Origin of the sequence: Flavobacterium sp. I3-2 (genome assembly GCF_013389595.1) — a bacterium.
In the GTDB taxonomy this organism is placed as follows: Bacteria; Bacteroidota; Bacteroidia; order Flavobacteriales; family Flavobacteriaceae; genus Flavobacterium.
In genome coordinates this window covers 482,040-507,669 of record NZ_CP058306.1, presented here as the reverse complement: position 1 = coordinate 507,669, position 25,630 = coordinate 482,040, and the positions used below count along the sequence as shown (strand labels likewise).

The 25,630-nt window shown below is 37.7% G+C and carries 12 protein-coding genes, 8 tRNA genes and 7 rRNA genes; 26 read left to right on the top strand and 1 reads right to left on the bottom strand.

The window, feature by feature from the left end; genetic code table 11:
- Positions 1-155: 155 nt before the first annotated feature.
- From HW119_RS02460 to queA, 11 genes are all read left to right on the top strand, one after another.
- Positions 156-1,241, top strand: coding sequence for a bifunctional 3-deoxy-7-phosphoheptulonate synthase/chorismate mutase type II (locus HW119_RS02460; RefSeq protein ID WP_177761092.1), 1,086 nt, complete (start codon positions 156-158; stop codon positions 1,239-1,241).
- A 62-nt stretch (positions 1,242-1,303) separates the two neighbouring features.
- Positions 1,304-2,269, top strand: coding sequence for a ribosome small subunit-dependent GTPase A (gene rsgA, locus HW119_RS02455; protein WP_177761091.1), 966 nt, complete (start codon positions 1,304-1,306; stop codon positions 2,267-2,269).
- The gene (gene dtd, locus HW119_RS02450; RefSeq protein ID WP_177761090.1) at positions 2,269-2,721 is read left to right on the top strand and encodes a D-aminoacyl-tRNA deacylase; all 453 of its coding nucleotides are present in this window, start codon (positions 2,269-2,271) and stop codon (positions 2,719-2,721) included. Before rsgA ends, dtd begins: the two co-directional genes overlap by 1 nt.
- Positions 2,722-2,752: 31 nt before the next feature.
- Positions 2,753-4,663 (top strand): DUF3857 domain-containing protein, encoded by a 1,911-nt coding sequence (locus HW119_RS02445; RefSeq protein ID WP_177761089.1) that lies wholly within the window; start codon positions 2,753-2,755, stop codon positions 4,661-4,663.
- 2 nt (positions 4,664-4,665) lie between these two features.
- Positions 4,666-6,570 carry a DUF3857 domain-containing protein gene (locus HW119_RS02440; RefSeq protein ID WP_177761088.1) on the top strand — a complete coding sequence of 635 codons (1,905 nt, stop codon included), beginning with the start codon at positions 4,666-4,668 and terminating at the stop codon, positions 6,568-6,570.
- A 105-nt stretch (positions 6,571-6,675) separates the two neighbouring features.
- Positions 6,676-6,873 carry a hypothetical protein gene (locus HW119_RS02435; RefSeq protein ID WP_177761087.1) on the top strand — a complete coding sequence of 66 codons (198 nt, stop codon included), beginning with the start codon at positions 6,676-6,678 and terminating at the stop codon, positions 6,871-6,873.
- Between the two features lie 176 nt (positions 6,874-7,049).
- The gene (locus tag HW119_RS02430) at positions 7,050-7,244 is read left to right on the top strand and encodes a hypothetical protein (protein WP_177761086.1); all 195 of its coding nucleotides are present in this window, start codon (positions 7,050-7,052) and stop codon (positions 7,242-7,244) included.
- Between the two features lies 1 nt (position 7,245).
- A complete protein-coding gene (locus HW119_RS02425; RefSeq protein WP_177761085.1) occupies positions 7,246-7,572 on the top strand; it encodes a nucleotide pyrophosphohydrolase in 327 nt (108 codons plus the stop codon).
- Between the two features lie 5 nt (positions 7,573-7,577).
- Positions 7,578-8,804: a 3-phosphoshikimate 1-carboxyvinyltransferase gene (locus HW119_RS02420; RefSeq protein ID WP_177761084.1), complete on the top strand. Its 1,227-nt coding sequence runs from the start codon at positions 7,578-7,580 to the stop codon at positions 8,802-8,804.
- Positions 8,805-8,864: 60 nt separating this feature from the next.
- Positions 8,865-9,581 (top strand): carbonic anhydrase family protein, encoded by a 717-nt coding sequence (locus HW119_RS02415; protein WP_177761083.1) that lies wholly within the window; start codon positions 8,865-8,867, stop codon positions 9,579-9,581.
- Positions 9,582-9,736: 155 nt separating this feature from the next.
- Positions 9,737-10,786 carry a tRNA preQ1(34) S-adenosylmethionine ribosyltransferase-isomerase QueA gene (gene queA, locus HW119_RS02410; RefSeq protein ID WP_177761082.1) on the top strand — a complete coding sequence of 350 codons (1,050 nt, stop codon included), beginning with the start codon at positions 9,737-9,739 and terminating at the stop codon, positions 10,784-10,786.
- Between the two features lie 57 nt (positions 10,787-10,843).
- Here queA and HW119_RS02405 read toward each other — a convergent pair whose 3' ends face one another.
- Positions 10,844-11,575 (bottom strand): SIMPL domain-containing protein, encoded by a 732-nt coding sequence (locus HW119_RS02405; protein WP_177761081.1) that lies wholly within the window; start codon positions 11,573-11,575, stop codon positions 10,844-10,846.
- A 956-nt stretch (positions 11,576-12,531) separates the two neighbouring features.
- Here HW119_RS02405 and HW119_RS02400 point away from each other — a divergent pair.
- The 15 genes from HW119_RS02400 to HW119_RS02330 all read left to right on the top strand — a co-directional run bounded on the left by HW119_RS02400 (position 12,532) and on the right by HW119_RS02330 (position 25,444).
- Positions 12,532-14,047, top strand: a 16S ribosomal RNA gene (locus HW119_RS02400).
- A gap of 59 nt (positions 14,048-14,106) precedes the next feature.
- Positions 14,107-14,180 (top strand) — tRNA-Ile (locus HW119_RS02395).
- A gap of 121 nt (positions 14,181-14,301) precedes the next feature.
- Positions 14,302-14,378 (top strand) — tRNA-Ala (locus tag HW119_RS02390).
- Positions 14,379-14,605: 227 nt separating this feature from the next.
- Positions 14,606-17,489, top strand: a 23S ribosomal RNA gene (locus HW119_RS02385).
- 141 nt (positions 17,490-17,630) lie between these two features.
- Positions 17,631-17,742: ribosomal RNA gene (gene rrf / locus HW119_RS02380) — 5S ribosomal RNA — on the top strand.
- 37 nt (positions 17,743-17,779) lie between these two features.
- Positions 17,780-17,854, top strand: a tRNA-Val gene (locus HW119_RS02375).
- Between the two features lie 210 nt (positions 17,855-18,064).
- Positions 18,065-19,580: ribosomal RNA gene (locus HW119_RS02370) — 16S ribosomal RNA — on the top strand.
- Between the two features lie 59 nt (positions 19,581-19,639).
- Positions 19,640-19,713 (top strand) — tRNA-Ile (locus tag HW119_RS02365).
- Between the two features lie 121 nt (positions 19,714-19,834).
- Positions 19,835-19,911 (top strand) — tRNA-Ala (locus HW119_RS02360).
- A 227-nt stretch (positions 19,912-20,138) separates the two neighbouring features.
- Positions 20,139-23,022: ribosomal RNA gene (locus HW119_RS02355) — 23S ribosomal RNA — on the top strand.
- A 141-nt stretch (positions 23,023-23,163) separates the two neighbouring features.
- Positions 23,164-23,275 (top strand): 5S ribosomal RNA (gene rrf / locus HW119_RS02350).
- A gap of 37 nt (positions 23,276-23,312) precedes the next feature.
- Positions 23,313-23,387, top strand: a tRNA-Val gene (locus tag HW119_RS02345).
- Positions 23,388-23,597: 210 nt separating this feature from the next.
- Positions 23,598-25,113: ribosomal RNA gene (locus tag HW119_RS02340) — 16S ribosomal RNA — on the top strand.
- The 16S, 23S and 5S rRNA genes sit together here with 8 tRNA genes alongside, the layout of an rRNA operon.
- A gap of 59 nt (positions 25,114-25,172) precedes the next feature.
- A tRNA-Ile gene (locus HW119_RS02335) sits at positions 25,173-25,246 on the top strand.
- A gap of 121 nt (positions 25,247-25,367) precedes the next feature.
- Positions 25,368-25,444 (top strand) — tRNA-Ala (locus tag HW119_RS02330).
- The last annotated feature ends 186 nt before the right edge of the window (positions 25,445-25,630 follow it).

Sequence of the window (25,630 nt, the reverse complement as noted above, 5' to 3'; positions counted from 1 at the left end):
TAATTTTAAATCCAAAGATAATAATTCTGTCTTTACAACTTAATATGAATGATGTAAAAAACTTACATAAGCACTACAATTTTATTCGTAAATTTGAATGTTGGAAATCGATGTATTTATTGCAAGAATTTCCTATATAAAAATAAATAAGATACATGACAAATTCTTCAGAATTAAAAACTTGGTTAAACGATTTTCAATTAACACATCCGTTGGTAATTGCAGGTCCGTGTAGTGCCGAAACCGAAGAACAAGTTTTAAAAATAGCACACGAATTAAAAGATGCTGACGTAAATATTTTGCGTGCCGGAATCTGGAAACCAAGAACGCGTCCAGGTGGATTTGAAGGCGTTGGAGAAATTGGTTTAAAATGGTTGAAACGTGCCAAAGACGAAACAGGTTTGTTAATTGCTACGGAAGTAGCAACGGCAAATCACGTGAAATTAGCTTTGGAATATGACGTAGATGTTCTTTGGATTGGTGCGCGTACCACTGCAAATCCGTTTGCGGTGCAAGAAATTGCAGACGCGCTTCAAAATACAGATAAAATAGTTTTGGTTAAAAATCCAGTGAATCCAGATTTATCTTTATGGTTGGGCGGAATTGAACGTTTATACAATGCCGGAATTAAAAAATTAGGCGTGATTCATCGTGGATTTTCTTCTTACGAAAAAACCAAATATAGAAACATTCCCGAATGGCAAATTCCAATTGATTTGAGGAATCGTTTTCCTGATTTGCCTTTGATTTGTGATCCGTCCCATATTACCGGAAACAGAAATATGATTCAGGAAGTTTCGCAACAAGCATTGAATTTGAATTACGACGGTTTGATTATTGAAACGCATATCGATCCGGATAACGCTTGGAGTGATGCCGCACAGCAAGTAACTCCAGATACATTAAAACAAATTTGTAAAGATTTAGTTGTTCGCAAAAAGAATGACGAATCTGATAATTACAATACCGAATTAGATAATTTACGTTTAAATATTGATGATTTAGACGATAAATTAATCGAAATTTTATCGCAACGAATGCGTTTAGTAGATGAAATCGGGACGTTGAAAAAAGAACATAATGTTTCGGTTTTACAAAATGACCGTTGGCAATCTATCGAAAATCGGGTAAAATCGGTTTGTTTAGAAAAAGGTTTAACAAAAGATTTTACTGAACAGTTATTTAAATTGGTACATCAAGAAAGTATTTCGCATCAAAATAAAATCATCAATAAATCGTAATTTTTAATGACAGATTTTCATATAAACTTTCATATTCCTATCAATAACAATATCTTTGCGCTATGAAAGGAATAGTTTACAAATCTACAGGAAGTTGGTACACGGTAAAAACCGAGTCGGGCGAATTTTTAGAATGCCGAATCAAAGGTAAATTCAGAATGAAAGGGATTAAAAGTACCAATCCTATTGCTGTAGGTGATTATGTTGATTACGATTTAGACGAAACTGCTGATGTTACAACGGGTGTGATAACGAATATTCGCGACCGTAAGAATTATATTGTTCGTAAATCGGTAAACCTTTCCAAGCAATTGCATATTATCGCTTCGAACATTGACCGATTATTTATTTTGGTAACGATTAATAATCCTGTTACAACAACCAGTTTTATTGACCGTTTGTTAGTTACCGCAGAAGCTTACGGAATTGAAGCTGTTTTGGTTTTCAATAAAGTCGATACATTTGACGAGGCTACTTTAGACGAACAATTGTTTTTACAACATGTTTACACCGAAATTGGTTATCAATGTTTACGCGTTTCTGCTGCAGAAGGTAAAGGTTTAGATAAACTGAAAGATTTAATGCGTGATAAAGTTTCGATGTTTACCGGACATTCTGGTGTAGGGAAATCAACTTTAGTAAATGCATTAGAACCTTCGTTAAATTTAAAAACAAAACAAATTTCTGACCAACACCAACAAGGACAACATACTACAACTTTTGCAGAAATGTTCGATTTGTCTTTTGGTGCCAGAATTATAGATACACCAGGAATTCGTGGTTTTGGAATTGTTGAAATGGAAAAGCAAGAAATAGGAGATTATTTTCCTGAGTTTTTTGCTTTAAAAGATAAATGTAAATTCAATAACTGTTTACATAAAGAAGAACCACATTGTGCGATTAAAGAAGCATTAGATAACGATGAAATTTTTTGGTCGCGTTACAAAAGTTATACGCAAATTTTAGAAGGTGATGAAGAACATTATCGTTCAGATATTTATGCAGACGGACGTAATCAAGAAGAATAATGAAAATAGTTATACAACGTGCATTAGAAGCTTCGGTTACTATTAACAAAGAAAAAGTTGCTGAAATTAATCAAGGTTTGGTTGTTTTACTTGGGATTGAAGATACCGATACCGATGATGATTTTAAATGGTTATCGAGTAAAATTGTGAATCTTCGTATTTTTAACGATGAAAACGACGTAATGAATTGTTCTGTTAAAGAGGTAAATGCCGATATTATTTTGGTTTCGCAGTTTACACTTCATGCATCAACAAAAAAAGGAAACAGACCTTCGTACATAAAAGCATCAAAACCTGATTTTGCAATTCCGATGTATGAAAAATGCATTCAACAATTAGAAATTGATTTAGGTAAAAAAATTCAAACCGGACAATTTGGCGCCGATATGAAAGTTGCTTTAATCAACGACGGACCAGTTACTATTGTGATTGATTCAAAGAATAGAGAATAAAGTTTTATATTTGTGTAAACCAAAATCATTTATGCAAAATAAACTTTTTATAATATTGGGATTTGTGTTTGCAAGTCCCTTTTTTTGTTTTTCTCAAGGAAACTTAAATTTTTCTTTAGATTCTATTTCTAAAGAATTTATCAAAGATTCTGATATTATAACTGTAGACAAAAAAGTTGAGATCGATATAATTGATCAAAATATAAGTAAAGAAAAACTTTCTGAAACTTTTTTAATTTTGAATAAAAATGGATTAAATCAAATTAAAAATGGTACAGATTACGATAATCTTACTAAAATTGATTCCATATATATTAAAATTTATAATGAAGATGGTCAGTTTGTAAAAACAATATATCAGCAAAATTTTATAGATATAAGCCTTTTTGATGGTTATTCCTTATATAATGATAATCGTGCAAAGGTTGTAAAACTTGATTATACTAAATATCCTTTCTTTGCTAAAATTGAATATTTTAAAACAAATGAATTCACCATTTTTATAAATCCTTATTTTGCTTTAGAACGTGAGAAACATAAGGTTTTAAATACCGAATTTTCTATATCATATCCAAAAGGTTTTAATCTAAAAACTTTTGAAATTAATTTAACAGAATATGGAATCGAAAAAAAAGTAGAAAATAATAAAATTACATATTCAGGTAAGAATTTAATTGCTCCAGAATTTGAAGATATGAATTTTCGATATTTAGATTTACTTCCAGAGGTTAGATTCTCAATAGATAAATTTTCATTGTCAAAAATTAAAGGTGAAGCTAAAAATTGGAATGAGTTTGCAATATGGTACAATTCTAATTTTTTAGAAGGTATAGATGAATTGCCAAAAACGACTGTAACTAAAATTAGGACTTTAACTCAAAATGCAAATTCAGAAGTTGAAAAAGTTAGAATCGTTTTTGAATATGTACAAAAAAACACACGTTATGTTTCTATTCAAACTGGAATAGGTGGATGGAAACCTTTTTCTGCAACAGAAGTAGATAAGGTAAAATACGGAGATTGTAAAGCTTTAACGAATTATACAAAAGCTTTATTAAAAGCTATCGGGATTACTAGTTATTACACGGTTTTATTTGCTTCTGAAAAAATTAAAGATATTAACGAAGAAATAATTGGAATGCAAGGAAATCACGTCATTTTGAGTTATCCTCATCAAGACGGCTTTATTTTTTTAGAAAGTACAGATCAAAATGTTCCTTTTGGATATTTAAGTTCAATGACAGATAATCGTAAAGTTTTGTTGATTTCTGAAGATGGAACTCAAATAGTAAAAACACAATCTTTTAAACAAGAAGATAATCGTATTGATGCTAATTTTACAATTGATTTGTCTAATGTAAATGAGGTAATAACAAATGCTGAGATTAATTATAATGGGGTGTTCTATAACGATATATTTAGTTTAAATACCCAAAATAAAAATCAAGTCACTGATTTTATACAAAATCAATTTGCGGTTTTTAAAGACTTAAAAGTTTTGGATTCGCAGTTTGAAAACGACAAAAATAATATTTCTTATAAAGAGAAAGTGACGCTGATTTCAAGTTTTACTGGGTCTAAAGCAGGAAGTGATTTTCTGATTAGTGTTAATCCATTTTTCAAAACGATAATTGTTCCTAAAAATGTGAAAAACAGAACATCGGGTTTTCAAATTCCTAGAAATAAAAAAATTTCAATTACAACTAAATATATTTTGCCAGATAATTTAAAGATTTCTTTTCTTCCTGAATCAGAAAAAATAGATTCGATTTTTGGTGAATATCAAATTGAATTTATTCAAAATGGCACAGAATTATTAGTTAAATTACATTATGTTGAAAATGTTGGAAATTATTCAAAAGAAGAATTTCAACGATTTAGAAATTTTGCTTCTCAAGTTGAAAAAAGTGATAATTCTAAATTTATCTTAACCCAGCAATAGCGATGAAAAAAATATTATTTATTTTGTTTTTGGTTTGTCAAAATTTATTTGCACAAGATTCTAAATCTGTCGATAAAAGTTTTTTTGACGATAAAAATTACCAAAAATATTTAGGAGAAGATGCCGTAATAGAATACGAAGTAGGATATTCTTATTTTCTATACAGAAAAGATTATATACTTTTAATAAATGAAGTTTCTACAAGAATAAAAATTCTTAATACAGATGGGTTTGATTATGCGACTGTTCAAATTCCATTGTATCGAAATCGGTATAACAAAGAATCTGTCATCGTCTCAGATGCTTTTACATATAATTTTGAAGATGGAAAAGTAAAAAAAACTGAATTTGATTATAATAATCAATTCTTAGAACATTCTATCGGAAATCATTGGTATGCTAGTTTTACCATGCCTAACGTGAAAGTTGGAAGTGTTATTGAATTTAAGACAACAGTCATTTCTCCTTATCTAGAAGATGCTCCGGTTTGGTTTTTTCAAAAAGAAATTCCAGTAAAATATAGTAAATTTACTTTTGAAGCCCCCTTCGGAATTCAATATATTCAATATATAAACGGAGCTGAGAAAATCAAAAGTTATGAGAAAAAAGGGGAACATATCTTTTATGCAAATGATGTACCTCCATTGAAAAATGAGGGTTTTGTTTCTAATATAAATAATTACCGTGCTTCAGTTGTTCATTATTTAAGTGGTTATAGAGATAATAACTTTAAAATAAAAGAATTTGCAGGTAATTGGAATGATGTTTCTAAAATTGTAAATGAAAATGGTAAATTTATTGAAGTTTTAAAGAAAAGCTATTTTGCTAAATTTAAAACGGACCAATTGCTTAAAGATAAAACTTTTGAAACCGATAAAGATAAGATTATTGAAATTTTAAATTTTGTTCAAAAAAATATTGAATGGAATAACATAATAAGTATTTTACCTGATAATGATTTAAATAAAGTTTATGATTTAAAAAAAGGAAATTCAGTTGAGTTGAATTTAATTTTAGTTGCGATGTTGAGATATGCAGGATTCAAAGCAAATCCGATTATTTTAGCAACTAAACAAAAAGGCATATCTTACTTAGTGCATCCAGATGCTTTTAATAATGTAATCGCTGGAGTTGAACTAAATAATGAAACGATTTTATTAGATGCAACCAATAAATTTTCTACGATTAATATAATTCCTTTAGATAATACAAATTGGAATGGAAGATTGATTGAAGAGAATTTTAATTCTAAAGAAATTGTTTTGGAACCAAAAATCGAATCTAAGAGAAATGTTACTTCGTATTTAAATTTTGATTTGCAAAATAATACTATAAATGCAAAGATTCATGATGTATATTCAAATTATGAAGCTTTTGTTTTACGCAATAAGTATAAAAATTTTACTGACGATAAAATTAAAGAATTTTTACAAGGTCAATATGAAGTTGAAATTGATACTTTAAGTATTTCTAATTTCAACAATAACAACAGTAATGTTATAAAATATTATAAGCTTAAAAAGGAAAATGCTTTCGATGTTTTAGCAGATAAAATTTATTTTAGCCCAGCTTTTATTTTTGAAATATCTTCAAATATTTTTAGACAAGAAGATAGAAATTATCCAATTGATTTTTTATTTCCAACTCAAAATTCATATAGCTTTACTTATACTATACCTGAAGGATATCAGGTTGAATCATTGCCCGAAAATAAAAAAATGGTTTTAAAATCAAAAGTATTTGGAGTAAATTGGAATTTCACTCACGATTCAAAACGTATTCTTTTTAAATGGAATATCGAATTTAATAAAGCAATCGTTGATCCAGAAGAATATTTGAACATAAAAAAAGTTTTTGAAGAAATGGTTAAATTTATGGATGAAAAAGTAGTTCTAAAGAAAATTTGATTTTTATTTAATTTTTGAGTAATTAAAGTATTTTTTGATTCAAAAAATAGAGAATAAGTTTGTTAGATAATATTCTTATATTTAAGGAATTTTAAATTCTGATTCATGAAAGAAAAATTGTCTTATATACTAGCAGGATTAATAATATATTCAATTCTTGGAATAGTTATCAGTTATTTTTCATTTTCAATGATTAATTGGATTTTTATTCTTTTTTGGACATTATCCATGACACTTGCAGATTTTTTTATTTTAAGAAATTTTACAAAGTGGCTTTCAAAAAAACAAAACAAACATGCTTAAAAAACTTATTTTATATACAGCAATTTACGCGCTAATTACTTTTTTGCTTTCAAACGATTGGGATTGTATTCTCGATCCGGATAGTTATTGTCTAGTAAACGTTTTAGCAAAATATCTTATCTTTATGCTTTTAATAATCATATTTGATAAATTCATCAAAAAGAAAATATTTAAAAATGAAAAGTAAACCGCTTCATTTATTATTAGCCTTATTGGTTTATGGATTTTTTTACGGAATAATATTATATTATTTCGGTGAAGGAATTCCAATGCAAATTTTTTGGTCACAAGTTTTTATCTTCGGATTTTTGATGGCTTTGGCAGAAGTTTTTGTGTTTGATAAAATGAGAAAAAGAAGAAAAAAGAAATAAAATGAATTTACAAAACGCACAGTTAGACGTTGATAATTGGATAAAAGAACACGGGGTTCGTTATTTTAACGAATTAACAAACATGGCACAACTTACAGAAGAAGTAGGTGAAGTTGCCAGAATTATTGCACGTCGTTACGGAGAACAATCTGAAAAAGAAAGCGATAAAAACAAAGATTTAGGAGAAGAATTAGCCGATGTTGTTTTTGTTGTACTTTGTTTAGCAAATCAAACTGGAGTTGACTTGCAAGCAGCTTTCGATAAAAAAATGGATTTAAAAACCAAACGTGACCACGACCGTCACCACAACAACGAAAAATTAAAATAAAAAATATGAACATACGATTGCATGCTGAATCATTTAAACCGAATAAAACAATCGTTTTATCTGGAAGTAAATCAGAAACCAATCGTATGTTTTTACTCCAAGCGCTTTTTCCTGAAATTAAAATCGAGAATATCTCAAATTCCGATGATAGTTTAGCAATGGAAAAAGCTTTAAAATTTCCTTCAGATATTGTCGATGTGCATCATGCCGGAACAGCGATGCGATTTCTTACCGCTTTTTTTGCAACTCAAGAAAATCGTGAAGTTGTTTTTACGGGTTCATCACGAATGCAAGAAAGACCGATTCATATTTTAGTCGATGCATTACGAAGTTTAGGTGCCGATATTCAATACGAAAACAAAGAAGGGTTTCCTCCTTTAAAAATCAAAGGCAAAAAACTACAATCAAATAAAATTGCAATTCCTGCAAACATCAGCAGTCAATACATTTCGGCATTATTACTAATTGCTCCTAAATTAGAAAACGGCTTGTCACTTGAGTTAATCGGTGAACAAACTTCCCTTCCTTATATTAAAATGACTTTGGCTCTTTTAAATGAAATAGGAATCGAAACCACTTTCGTAGGAAATCGAATTAAAGTTTATCCAAAGCAAAAAGTAAAAACAAAAACAGTAACTGTAGAATCAGATTGGTCGTCAGCTTCTTATTTTTTTGAATTGATAGCTTTTTCTGAAGTTGGAACGTCATTAAAAATTCAAAAATTAAAATCAGATTCATTACAAGCAGATCGAGCTGTCGTTGAAATTTTTGAACAATTCGGAGTTGAAACGGAATTTCTTCCTAATAACGAAATTCAAATTACTAAAGTAAATACAAACTATCCTACAGAAATTCGTTTAAATTTAATTGAATGTCCTGATATTGCTCAAACCATTGCAGTTACTTGTTTTGGATTAGGAATACAAGCGCATTTAACCGGACTTCATACATTGAAAATTAAAGAAACAGATCGTTTAGTTGCATTGAAAAACGAATTAGAAAAATTCGGTGCAACTGTTGAAATCACAAACGATTCACTTTCTCTACATAAAAGAAATTTACAAACCCTTTTACCAGTAAATGTTTTGGTAAAAACCTATCAAGATCACAGAATGGCAATGGCTTTTGCACCGTTGGGTTTATTTACACCGATAGAAATCGAAAATGCTGAAGTAGTTTCTAAATCATATCCAAAATATTGGGAAGATGTTTTTTCTTTGTTTTTAAGTTAAAATCTAGTCTGTTTTTCTAAATAAATACTTACATTTAAAAAAACTAAAATCAGACGAATTATGAAAAAATATATTTTATCCTTAGCTGTTTTATTTGCTTTAGCATCTTGTAATAAAACGGTTATTGATGACGAAGAAATCATTCCAACACACGTTTTAACGAAAGAAGAGCAAGAAAAATTAACTCCAGATGAAGTTATTGCCGATTTAAAAGCCGGAAATAAAGATTTTGTTGAAGATAATTTAACTGTTCGTAATTCAACAAAATTAGTTCGTGAAGCCGCTTTGGGTCAATATCCAGAAGCTGTGGTACTTTCATGTTTAGATTCTCGTGTTCCAGTTGAAGATATTTTTCATAAAGCAATTGGCGAAATTTTCGTAGCTCGAGTTGCCGGAAATATTGTAAATCATGATATTCTAGGAAGTTTAGAATATGCTTGTAAAGTTTCGGGGTCAAAATTGGTTGTGGTTTTAGGACATGAATATTGCGGAGCAATCAAATCGAGTATCGACGGTGTGAAATTAGGAAACATCACAACATTACTCGAAAAAATTGACCCAGCAATAATTGCAGCGAAGCAAAATTTTTCTGGCGATGCTACAGCTAAAAATCCAAAATTTGTTGATGAAGTTTGTAAGTTCAACGTTTTTAATTCAATAGAAGAAATCCGTCGCGATAGTCCAATCTTAAAAGAAATGGAAGCTAACAAGGAAATTAAAATCGTAGGTGCAGTTTATGATATGAAAACAGGTGAAGTAAAATTTTTAGATTATTAATATTTTTACACCTGATTTTGTTATGTTTTTGAACGAAGTTTTAAAATAAATCGCTTTTTACTTGACAACGCCTATTTCGAAGTCGTATATTTGCAGGCTTGAAGTTTTTAAATCAAAAGCTTTAAAATACAAATCAATATAAAAGCAACAATAATATGAAGTTATCTAATTTCAACTTTAACTTACCGGAAGAGTTGTTGGCTGAATTTCCAGCTGAAAACAGAGATGAATCTCGTTTAATGGTTGTAAACCGTAAATTAGGAACAATCGAACACAAATTATTTAAAGATGTGATTGATTATTTCGAAGAAGGAGACGTAATGGTTTTAAATAATACCAAAGTTTTTCCTGCTCGTTTATACGGAAACAAAGAAAAAACAGGTGCTCGTATCGAAGTTTTCTTGTTAAGAGAATTAAATGCAGAACAACGTTTATGGGATGTTTTAGTTGATCCGGCTCGTAAAATTCGTATCGGAAATAAATTATATTTCGGTGACGATGATTCATTAGTAGCTGAGGTAATTGACAATACAACTTCACGTGGTAGAACCTTACGTTTCTTATATGATGGTTCATACGAAGAATTCAGAAATAAATTGACAGAACTTGGAGAAACTCCAATTCCGAAATACATCAACCGCGAAGTAACTCCAGAAGACGAAGAGCGTTATCAAACGATTTATGCTACAGAAGAAGGAGCTGTTGCTGCGCCAACTGCAGGTTTACACTTCTCTAAACATTTATTAAAACGTTTAGAAATTAAAGGTGTTGAATTCGCAAAAGTGACTTTACATATAGGTTTAGGAACATTCAATCCGGTTGAGGTTGAAGATTTATCTAAGCACAAAATGGATTCTGAAGAATTAATTATTTCTGAAGAAGCTTGTGATATTGTAAACAAAGCCAAAGAGTGTAAAAGTAAAATTTGTGCTGTCGGAACAACTTCAATGCGTGCTTTAGAAAGTTCGGTTTCATCAAACAGAACTTTAAATCCGTACACAGGTTGGACAAATAAATTCATTTTCCCGCCGTATGATTTCAGTATTGCTGATTGTATGATTACAAATTTCCACATGCCAAAATCTACCTTATTAATGATGATTTCTGCATTCTGTGGTCACGATTTAATGATGGAAGCTTATAAAGAAGCAGTTAAAGAAGGATATAAATTCTATTCTTACGGAGATGCGATGTTAATCATCTAATTTCATTATGTTATAAAGTATAAAAAAAACTCATCTAAATCAGATGAGTTTTTTACTTTAATCTATTTTGTAAACCAATTTAATGGTAATGGTTGCTGTTTTGTTTTTTGAACTTGTGTTAAATGAACCGCCCCAAGAATATTCTTCCGATGAATTTTGTGCAACAATTTGAAAAACGCCCATTTCAGATTTCTTTAAATCGCCTAAACTACTACCTGCGTTTTCTGCAATTTTCTCAGCTCTAAGTTTTGCATCTTTTGTGGCTTCTGCAACCATTTCAAGTTTTAATTCAGAAAGTTTTGTGTAGTAATATTCAGGTGCATTCGAATAAAGCTCAACGCCCGAATTTATTAATTCAGTAACTTCTCTCGAAACATTTTCGACCTTAGCAACTTCTTTACTTTCTACTTGTACGCTTTGTGTTAAGTTGTAGCCAGTAAAAGTTTCAGTTCGTGTGTTGTAATTTGAATCCGTTATTGTTGTAAACTCTTTATTAATAGAAACAGACGAGAAAATAATTTCAGATTCTTTAATGCCTTTACCAACCAGATAATTTTTTATCGCAGTTCTGTCGCTTTCTAATTCGGAATAAGCTTCTTTTAGATTATAATTTTTCTTAGAAAAACTACTGTTCCAAACAATCAAATCCGAAACAAAATCTTTAGAACCTAATCCAGTTACGCTAATCGTGTCTGCGGCGTTGTTTCTATTTTTAAATGCGTTGCTAAGTAAAAATGTCGAAATGATAATCGAAATACCAATAATTGCAGTTGTTATGTAATTTTTCATGTTTTTTTATGTCAAATATAATCAATATTGGCGTTCCCTCGCTCTTTTTTAAAGAGTTGTTTTATTTTAAGTTTAGTGCAAACCGCTCAGTCGGGCTTTCCGCTAAATCTTTTTTTTATTCTTTGTTATTGTCATTCTGACGATAGGAGGAATCTCTAGCTTTTATTGTTATTACCAATTAATATGAAATAAAAAAAAGGATACCGCTTCAATCCCTAACGCAATCCAAGTTGTAAAGTTTAAAGTTTGAAAAAATATCCTGCAAGGTTTTCAAAACCTTGTAGGTCTAAATTTGAATTTGTGATTTTTTTGTCATTCCGACGACTGGAGGAATCTTTCTTTAACTCCGACAGCGTTTAAAACGCTGTCGGAGTTTTTTATTTTCTATGAGTATTTTTTAAACCTTAAATTAAGTTTCATCCGTGCATCTGTGGTAAAATTAAATTTTATATTGTAATTCCGACGACTGGAGAAATCTTTCTCAATATTAATGTCTCAATACTCACTGCTAAATATCAGTTTTAAATCATTCAATCCCAGTTAACTAAAAAATAATCAAAAAATAACTTTCAAAAAGCTTGTTTGGCATAGAAAGAAGGCGGTATATTTGCACCGTTGAAAAACAGAAGTTCATTCAAATCACGAAAAACAAATTTAAAAATTAACAAAAATAAATTTGGAAGATAAGGGTTAAAGGTTGTACTTTTGCAATCCGATTCTGAAACAAGAAGCGGCGCAAAAGTTCTTTAAATGTTGAAAATCTTTCAAAAATATTATCAAAATAAATTTGCGAGATTCAAAAAGAGTTTCTACTTTTGCAACCGCTTAGAAGATGAGCGAACAAAGAGAAAATAAGTTCATAGACATATTGGATTAACAGAGAATTAAAGAGTAAGATTAATCTTTTAGAGATAAAAGATGATCTTGAACGAACATCAAAAAATATTAAAAATTATACGATGAAGAGTTTGATCCTGGCTCAGGATGAACGCTAGCGGCAGGCCTAACACATGCAAGTCGAGGGGTAGGCATCTTCGGATGTTGAGACCGGCGCACGGGTGCGTAACGCGTATGCAATCTACCTTTTACTAAGGGATAGCCCAGAGAAATTTGGATTAATACCTTATGGTATTACGAATTGGCATCGATTTGTAATTAAAGATTTATTGGTAAAAGATGAGCATGCGTCCCATTAGTTAGTTGGTAAGGTAACGGCTTACCAAGACGATGATGGGTAGGGGTCCTGAGAGGGAGATCCCCCACACTGGTACTGAGACACGGACCAGACTCCTACGGGAGGCAGCAGTGAGGAATATTGGTCAATGGAGGCAACTCTGAACCAGCCATGCCGCGTGCAGGATGACGGTCCTATGGATTGTAAACTGCTTTTGTACAGGAAGAAAAAGTACCACGTGTGGTATATTGACGGTACTGTAAGAATAAGGATCGGCTAACTCCGTGCCAGCAGCCGCGGTAATACGGAGGATCCAAGCGTTATCCGGAATCATTGGGTTTAAAGGGTCCGTAGGCGGCTTTATAAGTCAGTGGTGAAAGTTTGCAGCTTAACTGTAAAATTGCCATTGATACTGTAGAGCTTGAATTTTTGTGAAGTAACTAGAATATGTAGTGTAGCGGTGAAATGCTTAGATATTACATGGAATACCAATTGCGAAGGCAGGTTACTAACAAACAATTGACGCTGATGGACGAAAGCGTGGGTAGCGAACAGGATTAGATACCCTGGTAGTCCACGCCGTAAACGATGGATACTAGTTGTTTGGCTGCAAGGCTGAGTGACTAAGCGAAAGTGATAAGTATCCCACCTGGGGAGTACGAACGCAAGTTTGAAACTCAAAGGAATTGACGGGGGCCCGCACAAGCGGTGGAGCATGTGGTTTAATTCGATGATACGCGAGGAACCTTACCAGGGCTTAAATGTAGATTGACGTATTTGGAAACAGATATTTCTTCGGACAATTTACAAGGTGCTGCATGGTTGTCGTCAGCTCGTGCCGTGAGGTGTCAGGTTAAGTCCTATAACGAGCGCAACCCCTGTTGTTAGTTGCCAGCGAGTCATGTCGGGAACTCTAGCAAGACTGCCAGTGTAAACTGTGAGGAAGGTGGGGATGACGTCAAATCATCACGGCCCTTACGTCCTGGGCCACACACGTGCTACAATGGCCGGTACAGAGAGCAGCCACTGGGTGACCAGGAGCGAATCTATAAAGCCGGTCACAGTTCGGATTGGAGTCTGCAACTCGACTCCATGAAGCTGGAATCGCTAGTAATCGGATATCAGCCATGATCCGGTGAATACGTTCCCGGGCCTTGTACACACCGCCCGTCAAGCCATGGAAGCTGGGGGTGCCTGAAGTCGGTGACCGCAAGGAGCTGCCTAGGGTAAAACTGGTAACTAGGGCTAAGTCGTAACAAGGTAGCCGTACCGGAAGGTGCGGCTGGAACACCTCCTTTCTAGAGATGGTTCAAGTCTCTTACTCTTTACTGTTGATTCAAAAAAAAATAAAATACAGAGTCTCGTAGCTCAGCTGGTTAGAGTACTACACTGATAATGTAGGGGTCGGCAGTTCGAGTCTGCCCGGGACTACAATTTTAATTACGAATTAGAAATTACGAATTAAAAGTATTTTATTACAAAGGAAATTTTAGAAGTTGAGAGGTTATGAATTATAACATTCGTAATTCGTAATTCACAATTAATAAAAATTGGGGGATTAGCTCAGCTGGCTAGAGCGCCTGCCTTGCACGCAGGAGGTCATCGGTTCGACTCCGATATTCTCCACCAGATGGTATCAAGATGATAGTATCAAGAATTAAGATCAAGTCTTAATGCTTTATACAAAAATCTTAATACTAATAAAAGTTCATTGACATATTGAGATACAAATTAAAAAGTAGAAAAATATTAGAAATAATATAAGCACAAAATTAGTCGAAAGACGAAAGTCAAAAAGTTAAAAGTCTTCTGACTTTAGACCTTAAGACTTTCAACTTGAAGACTGAAATAGAGCACAATAAGCAAAATAAGGGCGTATGGGGAATGCCTAGGCTCTCAGAGGCGAAGAAGGACGTGATAAGCTGCGAAAAGCTACGGGGATTGGCACACACGAATAGATCCGTAGATATCCGAATGGGGCAACCCACTATGTTGAAGACATAGTACATCGATAGATGAGCAAACCCGCTGAACTGAAACATCTAAGTAGGCGGAGGAGAAGAAAACAAAAGTGATTCCGTAAGTAGTGGCGAGCGAACGCGGATTAGCCCAAACCAATGTTGTTTCGGCAATATTGGGGTTGTAGGACCACGATATTTTAAGCAAAGCGAATTAGAATAACCTGGAAAGGTTAACCGTAGAGGGTGATAGTCCCGTATAGGTAAGCGATGTATTAGATAGTGGTATCCTGAGTAGGTCGGGGCACGTGAAACCTTGATTGAAACTGGCGGGACCATCCGCTAAGGCTAAATACTCCTGAGAGACCGATAGTGAACCAGTACCGTGAGGGAAAGGTGAAAAGAACCGTGAATAACGGAGTGAAATAGAACCTGAAACCATACGCTTACAAGCGGTCGGAGCCCATTCGTTGGGTGACGGCGTGCCTTTTGCATAATGAGCCTACGAGTTACCGTTGCTGGCGAGGATAAGTGATTCAGTCACGGATCCGAAGCGAAAGCGAGTCTGAATAGGGCGCATGAGTCAGTAATGGTAGACGCGAAACCGTGTGATCTACCCATGGACAGGTTGAAGCTGTGGTAACACACCGTGGAGGACCGAACCCGTTGACGTTGAAAAGTCTTGGGATGATCTGTGGGTAGGGGTGAAAGGCCAATCAAACTCGGAAATAGCTCGTACTCCCCGAAATGCATTTAGGTGCAGCGCTTATAGAGTTTATTAGAGGTAGAGCTACTGATTGGATGCGGGGGTTTCACCACCTACCAATTCCTGACAAACTCCGAATGCTAATAAATGCTTATAAGCAGTGAGGGCATGGGTGCTAAGGTCCATGTCCGAGAGGGAAAGAACCCAGACCATCAGCTAAGGTCCCCAAATGTATGCTAAGTTGAAAAAACGCGGTTTGTTTGCATAGACAGCTAGGATGTTGGCTTGGAAGCAGCCATTCATTTAAAGAGTGCGTAACAGCTCACTAGTCGAGCGAACGAGCATGGATAATAATCGGGCATAAGTATACTACCGAAGCTATGGATTTGACATTTAGTTGTCAAGTGGTAGGGGAGCATTCTAAACTGGGTAGAAGGTGATAGGCGACTATTGCTGGACTGTTTAGAAAAGAAAATGTAGGCATAAGTAACGATAATGCGGGCGAGAAACCCGCACACCGAAAGACTAAGGTTTCCTGAGCTATGCTAATCAGCTTAGGGTTAGTCGGGACCTAAGGCACACCCGAAGGGGGACGTCGATGGCCAACGGGTTAATATTCCCGTACTTGTTATAGTTGTGATGGAATGACGGAGTGATGAAAGCACCGCGAACTGACGGAATAGTTCGTTGAAGTACCTACCTATATCTTTAATAGTAAAATGCGTTAAGGATGGGGAAATACGATAGTACTGAGCGCCTTCGGGCAATTAGATAGTGTGCCTAAGGGCTTCCAAGAAAAGTTTCTAAACCTAGATTATAACAACCCGTACCGTAAACCGACACAGGTAGTCGAGGAGAGAATCCTAAGGTGCTCGAGAGATTCATGGCTAAGGAATTAGGCAAAATAGACCTGTAACTTCGGGAGAAAGGTCGCCAGCAGCAATGCTGGCCGCAGTGAAAAGGTCCAGGCGACTGTTTATCAAAAACACAGGGCTCTGCCAAATCGTAAGATGAAGTATAGGGCCTGACACCTGCCCGGTGCTGGAAGGTTAAGAGGAGATGTTATCTTCGGAGAAGCATTGAATTGAAGCCCCAGTAAACGGCGGCCGTAACTATAACGGTCCTAAGGTAGCGAAATTCCTTGTCGGGTAAGTTCCGACCTGCACGAATGGTGTAACGATCTGGACACTGTCTCAGCCATGAGCTCGGTGAAATTGTAGTATCGGTGAAGATGCCGATTACCCGCAGTGGGACGAAAAGACCCTGTGCACCTTTACTATAGCTTAGTATTGTTCTTGGATAAGTGATGTGTAGGATAGGTGGGAGACTTCGATCCTGCGTCGCCAGGCGTAGGTTAGTCATTGTTGAAATACCACCCTTTGCTTATTTGAGATCTAACTCGTGATACATGAGGACATTGCTTGGTGGGTAGTTTGACTGGGGTGGTCGCCTCCAAAAGAGTAACGGAGGCTTCTAAAGGTTCCCTCAGCACGCTTGGTAACCGTGCGTAGAGTGCAATGGTATAAGGGAGCTTGACTGAGAGACATACAGGTCGATCAGGTACGAAAGTAGAGCATAGTGATCCGGTGGTTCCGTATGGAAGGGCCATCGCTCAAAGGATAAAAGGTACGCCGGGGATAACAGGCTGATCTCCCCCAAGAGCTCATATCGACGGGGGGGTTTGGCACCTCGATGTCGGCTCGTCACATCCTGGGGCTGGAGAAGGTCCCAAGGGTTGGGCTGTTCGCCCATTAAAGTGGCACGCGAGCTGGGTTCAGAACGTCGTGAGACAGTTCGGTCTCTATCTACTGTGGGCGTTAGAAATTTGAGTGGATCTGATTCTAGTACGAGAGGACCGAATTGGACTAACCTCTGGTGTATCAGTTGTGCCGCCAGGTGCATCGCTGAGTAGCTACGTTGGGAAGGGATAAGCGCTGAAAGCATATAAGCGCGAAACCCACCACAAGATGAGATTTCTTTAAAGGGTCGTAGAAGATGACTACGTTGATAGGCTACAGATGTAAAGGCAGTAATGTCATAGTCGAGTAGTACTAATAGCCCGTAAGCTTATGTGCTCTAAGGAGTTGCTTATAAAGTATAGTATTAAGATTTGAGTATTAAGTATGAAGACTAAAGAAAGAATCCTCTACGAAAAAAAATGAAAAGTATCGGAAATATGTTAACAAAATATTGTTAGAGAAACCTAGCAAACCGATTTAAGGTGGTTATTGCGTCGGGGCTCACCTCTTCCCATTTCGAACAGAGAAGTTAAGCCCGATTGCGCAGATGGTACTGCATTTTAATGTGGGAGAGTATGTCGCTGCCTTTTTTTTGAAAGTCTCAATGAAAGTTGAGACTTTTTTATCGGGCGATTAGCTCAGTTGGTTCAGAGCACCTCGTTTACACCGAGGGGGTCGGGGGTTCGAATCCCTCATCGCCCACAAATACTCAGAAATCTTTCAAAAATATTTATAAAATAAATTTGCGAGATTCAAAAAGAGTTTCTACTTTTGCAACCGCTTAGAAGATGAGCGAACAAAGAGAAAATAAGTTCATAGACATATTGGATTAACAGAGAATTAAAGAGTAAGATTAATCTTTTAGAGATAAAAGATGATCTTGAACGAACATCAAAAAATATTAAAAATTATACGATGAAGAGTTTGATCCTGGCTCAGGATGAACGCTAGCGGCAGGCCTAACACATGCAAGTCGAGGGGTAGGCATCTTCGGATGTTGAGACCGGCGCACGGGTGCGTAACGCGTATGCAATCTACCTTTTACTAAGGGATAGCCCAGAGAAATTTGGATTAATACCTTATGGTATTACGAATTGGCATCGATTTGTAATTAAAGATTTATTGGTAAAAGATGAGCATGCGTCCCATTAGTTAGTTGGTAAGGTAACGGCTTACCAAGACGATGATGGGTAGGGGTCCTGAGAGGGAGATCCCCCACACTGGTACTGAGACACGGACCAGACTCCTACGGGAGGCAGCAGTGAGGAATATTGGTCAATGGAGGCAACTCTGAACCAGCCATGCCGCGTGCAGGATGACGGTCCTATGGATTGTAAACTGCTTTTGTACAGGAAGAAAAAGTACCACGTGTGGTATATTGACGGTACTGTAAGAATAAGGATCGGCTAACTCCGTGCCAGCAGCCGCGGTAATACGGAGGATCCAAGCGTTATCCGGAATCATTGGGTTTAAAGGGTCCGTAGGCGGCTTTATAAGTCAGTGGTGAAAGTTTGCAGCTTAACTGTAAAATTGCCATTGATACTGTAGAGCTTGAATTTTTGTGAAGTAACTAGAATATGTAGTGTAGCGGTGAAATGCTTAGATATTACATGGAATACCAATTGCGAAGGCAGGTTACTAACAAACAATTGACGCTGATGGACGAAAGCGTGGGTAGCGAACAGGATTAGATACCCTGGTAGTCCACGCCGTAAACGATGGATACTAGTTGTTTGGCTGCAAGGCTGAGTGACTAAGCGAAAGTGATAAGTATCCCACCTGGGGAGTACGAACGCAAGTTTGAAACTCAAAGGAATTGACGGGGGCCCGCACAAGCGGTGGAGCATGTGGTTTAATTCGATGATACGCGAGGAACCTTACCAGGGCTTAAATGTAGATTGACGTATTTGGAAACAGATATTTCTTCGGACAATTTACAAGGTGCTGCATGGTTGTCGTCAGCTCGTGCCGTGAGGTGTCAGGTTAAGTCCTATAACGAGCGCAACCCCTGTTGTTAGTTGCCAGCGAGTCATGTCGGGAACTCTAGCAAGACTGCCAGTGTAAACTGTGAGGAAGGTGGGGATGACGTCAAATCATCACGGCCCTTACGTCCTGGGCCACACACGTGCTACAATGGCCGGTACAGAGAGCAGCCACTGGGTGACCAGGAGCGAATCTATAAAGCCGGTCACAGTTCGGATTGGAGTCTGCAACTCGACTCCATGAAGCTGGAATCGCTAGTAATCGGATATCAGCCATGATCCGGTGAATACGTTCCCGGGCCTTGTACACACCGCCCGTCAAGCCATGGAAGCTGGGGGTGCCTGAAGTCGGTGACCGCAAGGAGCTGCCTAGGGTAAAACTGGTAACTAGGGCTAAGTCGTAACAAGGTAGCCGTACCGGAAGGTGCGGCTGGAACACCTCCTTTCTAGAGATGGTTCAAGTCTCTTACTCTTTACTGTTGATTCAAAAAAAAATAAAATACAGAGTCTCGTAGCTCAGCTGGTTAGAGTACTACACTGATAATGTAGGGGTCGGCAGTTCGAGTCTGCCCGGGACTACAATTTTAATTACGAATTAGAAATTACGAATTAAAAGTATTTTATTACAAAGGAAATTTTAGAAGTTGAGAGGTTATGAATTATAACATTCGTAATTCGTAATTCACAATTAATAAAAATTGGGGGATTAGCTCAGCTGGCTAGAGCGCCTGCCTTGCACGCAGGAGGTCATCGGTTCGACTCCGATATTCTCCACCAGATGGTATCAAGATGATAGTATCAAGAATTAAGATCAAGTCTTAATGCTTTATACAAAAATCTTAATACTAATAAAAGTTCATTGACATATTGAGATACAAATTAAAAAGTAGAAAAATATTAGAAATAATATAAGCACAAAATTAGTCGAAAGACGAAAGTCAAAAAGTTAAAAGTCTTCTGACTTTAGACCTTAAGACTTTCAACTTGAAGACTGAAATAGAGCACAATAAGCAAAATAAGGGCGTATGGGGAATGCCTAGGCTCTCAGAGGCGAAGAAGGACGTGATAAGCTGCGAAAAGCTACGGGGATTGGCACACACGAATAGATCCGTAGATATCCGAATGGGGCAACCCACTATGTTGAAGACATAGTACATCGATAGATGAGCAAACCCGCTGAACTGAAACATCTAAGTAGGCGGAGGAGAAGAAAACAAAAGTGATTCCGTAAGTAGTGGCGAGCGAACGCGGATTAGCCCAAACCAATGTTGTTTCGGCAATATTGGGGTTGTAGGACCACGATATTTTAAGCAAAGCGAATTAGAATAACCTGGAAAGGTTAACCGTAGAGGGTGATAGTCCCGTATAGGTAAGCGATGTATTAGATAGTGGTATCCTGAGTAGGTCGGGGCACGTGAAACCTTGATTGAAACTGGCGGGACCATCCGCTAAGGCTAAATACTCCTGAGAGACCGATAGTGAACCAGTACCGTGAGGGAAAGGTGAAAAGAACCGTGAATAACGGAGTGAAATAGAACCTGAAACCATACGCTTACAAGCGGTCGGAGCCCATTCGTTGGGTGACGGCGTGCCTTTTGCATAATGAGCCTACGAGTTACCGTTGCTGGCGAGGATAAGTGATTCAGTCACGGATCCGAAGCGAAAGCGAGTCTGAATAGGGCGCATGAGTCAGTAATGGTAGACGCGAAACCGTGTGATCTACCCATGGACAGGTTGAAGCTGTGGTAACACACCGTGGAGGACCGAACCCGTTGACGTTGAAAAGTCTTGGGATGATCTGTGGGTAGGGGTGAAAGGCCAATCAAACTCGGAAATAGCTCGTACTCCCCGAAATGCATTTAGGTGCAGCGCTTATAGAGTTTATTAGAGGTAGAGCTACTGATTGGATGCGGGGGTTTCACCACCTACCAATTCCTGACAAACTCCGAATGCTAATAAATGCTTATAAGCAGTGAGGGCATGGGTGCTAAGGTCCATGTCCGAGAGGGAAAGAACCCAGACCATCAGCTAAGGTCCCCAAATGTATGCTAAGTTGAAAAAACGCGGTTTGTTTGCATAGACAGCTAGGATGTTGGCTTGGAAGCAGCCATTCATTTAAAGAGTGCGTAACAGCTCACTAGTCGAGCGAACGAGCATGGATAATAATCGGGCATAAGTATACTACCGAAGCTATGGATTTGACATTTAGTTGTCAAGTGGTAGGGGAGCATTCTAAACTGGGTAGAAGGTGATAGGCGACTATTGCTGGACTGTTTAGAAAAGAAAATGTAGGCATAAGTAACGATAATGCGGGCGAGAAACCCGCACACCGAAAGACTAAGGTTTCCTGAGCTATGCTAATCAGCTTAGGGTTAGTCGGGACCTAAGGCACACCCGAAGGGGGACGTCGATGGCCAACGGGTTAATATTCCCGTACTTGTTATAGTTGTGATGGAATGACGGAGTGATGAAAGCACCGCGAACTGACGGAATAGTTCGTTGAAGTACCTACCTATATCTTTAATAGTAAAATGCGTTAAGGATGGGGAAATACGATAGTACTGAGCGCCTTCGGGCAATTAGATAGTGTGCCTAAGGGCTTCCAAGAAAAGTTTCTAAACCTAGATTATAACAACCCGTACCGTAAACCGACACAGGTAGTCGAGGAGAGAATCCTAAGGTGCTCGAGAGATTCATGGCTAAGGAATTAGGCAAAATAGACCTGTAACTTCGGGAGAAAGGTCGCCAGCAGCAATGCTGGCCGCAGTGAAAAGGTCCAGGCGACTGTTTATCAAAAACACAGGGCTCTGCCAAATCGTAAGATGAAGTATAGGGCCTGACACCTGCCCGGTGCTGGAAGGTTAAGAGGAGATGTTATCTTCGGAGAAGCATTGAATTGAAGCCCCAGTAAACGGCGGCCGTAACTATAACGGTCCTAAGGTAGCGAAATTCCTTGTCGGGTAAGTTCCGACCTGCACGAATGGTGTAACGATCTGGACACTGTCTCAGCCATGAGCTCGGTGAAATTGTAGTATCGGTGAAGATGCCGATTACCCGCAGTGGGACGAAAAGACCCTGTGCACCTTTACTATAGCTTAGTATTGTTCTTGGATAAGTGATGTGTAGGATAGGTGGGAGACTTCGATCCTGCGTCGCCAGGCGTAGGTTAGTCATTGTTGAAATACCACCCTTTGCTTATTTGAGATCTAACTCGTGATACATGAGGACATTGCTTGGTGGGTAGTTTGACTGGGGTGGTCGCCTCCAAAAGAGTAACGGAGGCTTCTAAAGGTTCCCTCAGCACGCTTGGTAACCGTGCGTAGAGTGCAATGGTATAAGGGAGCTTGACTGAGAGACATACAGGTCGATCAGGTACGAAAGTAGAGCATAGTGATCCGGTGGTTCCGTATGGAAGGGCCATCGCTCAAAGGATAAAAGGTACGCCGGGGATAACAGGCTGATCTCCCCCAAGAGCTCATATCGACGGGGGGGTTTGGCACCTCGATGTCGGCTCGTCACATCCTGGGGCTGGAGAAGGTCCCAAGGGTTGGGCTGTTCGCCCATTAAAGTGGCACGCGAGCTGGGTTCAGAACGTCGTGAGACAGTTCGGTCTCTATCTACTGTGGGCGTTAGAAATTTGAGTGGATCTGATTCTAGTACGAGAGGACCGAATTGGACTAACCTCTGGTGTATCAGTTGTGCCGCCAGGTGCATCGCTGAGTAGCTACGTTGGGAAGGGATAAGCGCTGAAAGCATATAAGCGCGAAACCCACCACAAGATGAGATTTCTTTAAAGGGTCGTAGAAGATGACTACGTTGATAGGCTACAGATGTAAAGGCAGTAATGTCATAGTCGAGTAGTACTAATAGCCCGTAAGCTTATGTGCTCTAAGGAGTTGCTTATAAAGTATAGTATTAAGATTTGAGTATTAAGTATGAAGACTAAAGAAAGAATCCTCTACGAAAAAAAATGAAAAGTATCGGAAATATGTTAACAAAATATTGTTAGAGAAACCTAGCAAACCGATTTAAGGTGGTTATTGCGTCGGGGCTCACCTCTTCCCATTTCGAACAGAGAAGTTAAGCCCGATTGCGCAGATGGTACTGCATTTTAATGTGGGAGAGTATGTCGCTGCCTTTTTTTTGAAAGTCTCAATGAAAGTTGAGACTTTTTTATCGGGCGATTAGCTCAGTTGGTTCAGAGCACCTCGTTTACACCGAGGGGGTCGGGGGTTCGAATCCCTCATCGCCCACAAATACTCAGAAATCTTTCAAAAATATTTATAAAATAAATTTGCGAGATTCAAAAAGAGTTTCTACTTTTGCAACCGCTTAGAAGATGAGCGAACAAAGAGAAAATAAGTTCATAGACATATTGGATTAACAGAGAATTAAAGAGTAAGATTAATCTTTTAGAGATAAAAGATGATCTTGAACGAACATCAAAAAATATTAAAAATTATACGATGAAGAGTTTGATCCTGGCTCAGGATGAACGCTAGCGGCAGGCCTAACACATGCAAGTCGAGGGGTAGGCATCTTCGGATGTTGAGACCGGCGCACGGGTGCGTAACGCGTATGCAATCTACCTTTTACTAAGGGATAGCCCAGAGAAATTTGGATTAATACCTTATGGTATTACGAATTGGCATCGATTTGTAATTAAAGATTTATTGGTAAAAGATGAGCATGCGTCCCATTAGTTAGTTGGTAAGGTAACGGCTTACCAAGACGATGATGGGTAGGGGTCCTGAGAGGGAGATCCCCCACACTGGTACTGAGACACGGACCAGACTCCTACGGGAGGCAGCAGTGAGGAATATTGGTCAATGGAGGCAACTCTGAACCAGCCATGCCGCGTGCAGGATGACGGTCCTATGGATTGTAAACTGCTTTTGTACAGGAAGAAAAAGTACCACGTGTGGTATATTGACGGTACTGTAAGAATAAGGATCGGCTAACTCCGTGCCAGCAGCCGCGGTAATACGGAGGATCCAAGCGTTATCCGGAATCATTGGGTTTAAAGGGTCCGTAGGCGGCTTTATAAGTCAGTGGTGAAAGTTTGCAGCTTAACTGTAAAATTGCCATTGATACTGTAGAGCTTGAATTTTTGTGAAGTAACTAGAATATGTAGTGTAGCGGTGAAATGCTTAGATATTACATGGAATACCAATTGCGAAGGCAGGTTACTAACAAACAATTGACGCTGATGGACGAAAGCGTGGGTAGCGAACAGGATTAGATACCCTGGTAGTCCACGCCGTAAACGATGGATACTAGTTGTTTGGCTGCAAGGCTGAGTGACTAAGCGAAAGTGATAAGTATCCCACCTGGGGAGTACGAACGCAAGTTTGAAACTCAAAGGAATTGACGGGGGCCCGCACAAGCGGTGGAGCATGTGGTTTAATTCGATGATACGCGAGGAACCTTACCAGGGCTTAAATGTAGATTGACGTATTTGGAAACAGATATTTCTTCGGACAATTTACAAGGTGCTGCATGGTTGTCGTCAGCTCGTGCCGTGAGGTGTCAGGTTAAGTCCTATAACGAGCGCAACCCCTGTTGTTAGTTGCCAGCGAGTCATGTCGGGAACTCTAGCAAGACTGCCAGTGTAAACTGTGAGGAAGGTGGGGATGACGTCAAATCATCACGGCCCTTACGTCCTGGGCCACACACGTGCTACAATGGCCGGTACAGAGAGCAGCCACTGGGTGACCAGGAGCGAATCTATAAAGCCGGTCACAGTTCGGATTGGAGTCTGCAACTCGACTCCATGAAGCTGGAATCGCTAGTAATCGGATATCAGCCATGATCCGGTGAATACGTTCCCGGGCCTTGTACACACCGCCCGTCAAGCCATGGAAGCTGGGGGTGCCTGAAGTCGGTGACCGCAAGGAGCTGCCTAGGGTAAAACTGGTAACTAGGGCTAAGTCGTAACAAGGTAGCCGTACCGGAAGGTGCGGCTGGAACACCTCCTTTCTAGAGATGGTTCAAGTCTCTTACTCTTTACTGTTGATTCAAAAAAAAATAAAATACAGAGTCTCGTAGCTCAGCTGGTTAGAGTACTACACTGATAATGTAGGGGTCGGCAGTTCGAGTCTGCCCGGGACTACAATTTTAATTACGAATTAGAAATTACGAATTAAAAGTATTTTATTACAAAGGAAATTTTAGAAGTTGAGAGGTTATGAATTATAACATTCGTAATTCGTAATTCACAATTAATAAAAATTGGGGGATTAGCTCAGCTGGCTAGAGCGCCTGCCTTGCACGCAGGAGGTCATCGGTTCGACTCCGATATTCTCCACCAGATGGTATCAAGATGATAGTATCAAGAATTAAGATCAAGTCTTAATGCTTTATACAAAAATCTTAATACTAATAAAAGTTCATTGACATATTGAGATACAAATTAAAAAGTAGAAAAATATTAGAAATAATATAAGCACAAAATTAGTCGAAAGACGAAAGTCAAAAAGTTAAAAGTCTTCTGACT

Excerpts from the sequence above, each read along its gene's own strand:
- HW119_RS02460 (WP_177761092.1), top strand. The coding sequence starts at position 156 with ATGACAAATTCTTCAGAATTAAAAACTTGGTTAAACGATTTTCAATTA.
- rsgA (WP_177761091.1), top strand. The coding sequence starts at position 1,304 with ATGAAAGGAATAGTTTACAAATCTACAGGAAGTTGGTACACGGTAAAA.
- dtd (WP_177761090.1), top strand. The coding sequence starts at position 2,269 with ATGAAAATAGTTATACAACGTGCATTAGAAGCTTCGGTTACTATTAAC.
- HW119_RS02445 (WP_177761089.1), top strand. The coding sequence starts at position 2,753 with ATGCAAAATAAACTTTTTATAATATTGGGATTTGTGTTTGCAAGTCCC.
- HW119_RS02440 (WP_177761088.1), top strand. The coding sequence starts at position 4,666 with ATGAAAAAAATATTATTTATTTTGTTTTTGGTTTGTCAAAATTTATTT.
- HW119_RS02435 (WP_177761087.1), top strand. The coding sequence starts at position 6,676 with ATGAAAGAAAAATTGTCTTATATACTAGCAGGATTAATAATATATTCA.
- HW119_RS02430 (WP_177761086.1), top strand. The coding sequence starts at position 7,050 with ATGAAAAGTAAACCGCTTCATTTATTATTAGCCTTATTGGTTTATGGA.
- HW119_RS02425 (WP_177761085.1), top strand. The coding sequence starts at position 7,246 with ATGAATTTACAAAACGCACAGTTAGACGTTGATAATTGGATAAAAGAA.
- HW119_RS02420 (WP_177761084.1), top strand. The coding sequence starts at position 7,578 with ATGAACATACGATTGCATGCTGAATCATTTAAACCGAATAAAACAATC.
- HW119_RS02415 (WP_177761083.1), top strand. The coding sequence starts at position 8,865 with ATGAAAAAATATATTTTATCCTTAGCTGTTTTATTTGCTTTAGCATCT.
- queA (WP_177761082.1), top strand. The coding sequence starts at position 9,737 with ATGAAGTTATCTAATTTCAACTTTAACTTACCGGAAGAGTTGTTGGCT.
- HW119_RS02405 (WP_177761081.1), bottom strand. The coding sequence starts at position 11,575 with ATGAAAAATTACATAACAACTGCAATTATTGGTATTTCGATTATCATT.